Below are 2,941 nucleotides of genomic sequence, written 5' to 3' on the forward strand. Positions count from 1 at the left end.
TCCCGCGATGCCGCTTCCCGCGTCGCCGCTTCCCGCCACGTCGCCCGTCGCAGCGCCGCCCTCCGCGCGGGCCGCGCGCATCGCGGGGCCGCCCCGCGGTTGTGCCGGATCCCCGGGCCCGGGATTTTCCCGGGCGGGGCCGCCCTGCGGCTGTGCCGGAACCCCGGTCCCGGAAGCTTCCCGGGCGGGGCCGCCCCGCGCCGCTCCGCCCCGGTGGGTGACCGTCGGGCCGTCCGGGTTCTCCCGGTCGAGCAGCTGTACGGCCCGCCGCCCCAGCTGCGCCACGACTCCGCCCGGCAGCCACGGCTCGCGGCCCCTGCCGTCCCCGAGGCCCGCGCCCACGCGCTCCGCGACCTGTGCCGGGTCCGGCCGCAGCGCCGGGTCCTTCCGCAGACAGTCGCCGATCAGCTCGCGCAACGGTCCGGAGAGCCCGGCCGGGCCCGACAGGTCCGGCTCCTCGTGCGCGATGCGGTGGATCAGGGCGTGCACCCCGCTGTCCGCCGTGCCGAACGGCGGCCGCCCGGTCGCCGCGTACGCGAGGACGGCCCCCAGGCAGAAGACGTCACAGGCGGGCGTGACACGTTCGCCGCGCACCTGCTCGGGCGCCGTGAAGCCGGGCGCTCCCACCAGTGCGCCGGTGCGGGCCGGCCCGCCGTCGGTGACGGTCCCGAGGGCGCGGGCGATGCCGAAGTCGATGACGCGCGGCCCGTCGATCGTGACGAGGACGTTCGACGGCTTGAGGTCGCGGTGCACCAGGCCGGCGGCGTGGATGTCGGTCAGCGCGGCCGCCAGCCCGGCGGCCAGCGTGCGCACCGAAGGTTCCGGCAGCGGCCCGTGCTCGGCGATCAGCTCCTGCAGCGACGGCCCGGCGACATAACCCGTGGCCACCCAGGGGAGCGGCGCCTCGGTGCCGGCGTCGAGCACCGGAGCGGTCCACCGGCCGCCGACCCTGCGAGCGGCGCGCACCTCCTGCCGGAAGCGCTCCCGGAACTCCGGGTCCGCTGCGAGATCCTGCCGTACGAGCTTGACGGCCACCATCCGTCCCCGGTCCGAGCGGGCCAGGAAGACCGGGCCCATCCTGCCCGCGCCGATCCGGCCGAGCAGCCGGTAGGCGCCGACCCGCCGCGGGTCCTCGTCCCGAAGTTCCTGCATGCCCGCACCCCGTGCCTCTCCCCCGCGTGCCACCCCGCCGCGTCCCGGCAGGGCGGCGAGCCTGCCTCGACTGGGCAGAGGATAGGCCGGGAGGACGGCGGCCGGGGCCGCTATCCGTGCACGGTCCCCGGATCGTGTCGGCGGCCGGGCCGGCCCGCGTGCGGGGGAGAGCGGCCGCGCGTCCGCCCGACACCGTGCCGGGCCGCGTGGCCCAGGCCATACGAACTGCGGGTGTCGGCGGGCGGACGATGATCCCTACGCTGGCGGACATGACCGCTCCGACCGCAGATCCGCAGGCCGGACAGGCCGTCAAGGCCGCCGACCGCGCCCACGTCTTCCACTCCTGGTCCGCCCAGGGGCTCATCGACCCACTCGCCGTCGCCGGTGCCGAGGGCTCGTACTTCTGGGACTACGACGGCAATCGCTACCTCGACTTCTCCTCCCAGTTGGTGAACACCAACATCGGCCACCAGCACCCGAAGGTCGTCGCCGCGATCCAGGAGCAGGCGGGCAAGCTGTGCACCGTGGCGCCGGGCTTCGCCGTGGACGTGCGCTCCGAGGCGGCCCGGCTGGTGGCCGAACGCACCCCCGGCGACCTCGACAAGATCTTCTTCACCAACGGCGGCGCCGAGGCGGTGGAGAACGCCGTACGGATGGCGCGGGTGCACACCGGCCGCCCGAAGGTGCTGTCCGCCTACCGCTCGTACCACGGCGCCACGGCAGCCGCGATCAACCTCACCGGTGAACCCCGCCGCTGGGCCTCCGACACCGGCACGGCCGGGGTGGTGCACTTCTTCGGGCCGTACCCCTACCGCTCGAACTTCCACGCCGAGAGCGAGGAGCAGGAGGGCGAGCGGGCGCTGGAACACCTGGAGCAGCTGATCGCCTTCGAGGGGCCGCAGTCGATCGCCGCGCTCATCCTGGAGACGGTCGTCGGCACCGCCGGTGTGCTGCTGCCGCCGCCCGGCTATCTCGCCGGGGTCCGCGAGATCTGCGACCGGCACGGCATCGTCTTCATCCTGGACGAGGTCATGGCGGGCTTCGGCCGCACCGGCCGCTGGTTCGCGCTCGACCACTACGGCGTCACGCCCGACCTGCTGACCTTCGCCAAGGGCGTCAACTCCGGCTATGTGCCGCTGGGCGGTGTCGCGATCTCCGGCGAGATCGCGGCGACCTTCGACCGGCGGCCGTACCCGGGCGGGCTCACCTACTCCGGGCACCCGCTGGCCTGTGCCTCCGCCGTCGCGACGATGAACACGATGGCCGAGGAGGGCATCGTGGAGAACGCCGCGAGGATCGGCGAGACCGTCCTCGGGCCGGGGCTGCGGGAGATCGCCGGGCGTCATCCGTCGGTCGGCGAGGTGCGCGGCACGGGCGTCTTCTGGGCGCTGGAACTGGTCAAGGACGCGGAGACCCGCGAGCCGCTGGTGCCGTACAACGCCTCCGGGGAGGCGAACGCCCCGATGGCCGCGTTCGCCGCCGCCTGCAAGAAGCGCGGGCTGTGGCCGTTCGTGAACATGAACCGCACCCATGTCGTACCTCCGTGCACGATCAGCGAGACGGAGGCGAAGGACGGTCTGGCGGCGCTCGACGCGGCGCTGGCGGTGGCCGACGAGCACGCGACGGCATGACCTGGGAGCACGCGGCGTGACCGGGGAGCACACGGTGGGGTGACCGGGAGTGACCGGGGGCACACAGGTGTGACCCGGGGGGATCGGGATGTGCGACGGCGGTGTGACCGGGCGTGATCGGGAGTGACCGGGGCCCGGGCCGGGCGGTGTGCTCGGCG

At 74.7% G+C, this 2,941-nt stretch carries 2 protein-coding genes; one reads left to right on the forward strand and one right to left on the reverse strand.

Translation table 11 applies throughout. From position 1 onward, the window contains the following. On the reverse strand, positions 1 to 1,152 hold a 1,152-nt coding region (locus GCU69_RS04580), incomplete at its 3' end, for a serine/threonine-protein kinase (protein ID WP_156205191.1). Positions 1,153 to 1,421: 269 nt separating this feature from the next. Between GCU69_RS04580 and GCU69_RS04585 the strand changes: the two genes are divergently transcribed. After that, positions 1,422 to 2,783, forward strand: coding sequence for an aspartate aminotransferase family protein (locus tag GCU69_RS04585; RefSeq protein ID WP_156205192.1), 1,362 nt, complete (start codon positions 1,422 to 1,424; stop codon positions 2,781 to 2,783). Positions 2,784 to 2,941 lie beyond the last annotated feature (158 nt).

Source organism: Streptomyces lycii, from assembly GCF_009735685.1.
Taxonomy (GTDB): domain Bacteria; phylum Actinomycetota; class Actinomycetes; order Streptomycetales; family Streptomycetaceae; genus Streptomyces; species Streptomyces lycii.

What these genes read in the sequence shown, in the direction of transcription:
- GCU69_RS04585 (WP_156205192.1), top strand. Translation starts at nt 1,422, where the DNA reads ATGACCGCTCCGACCGCAGATCCGCAGGCCGGACAGGCCGTCAAGGCC.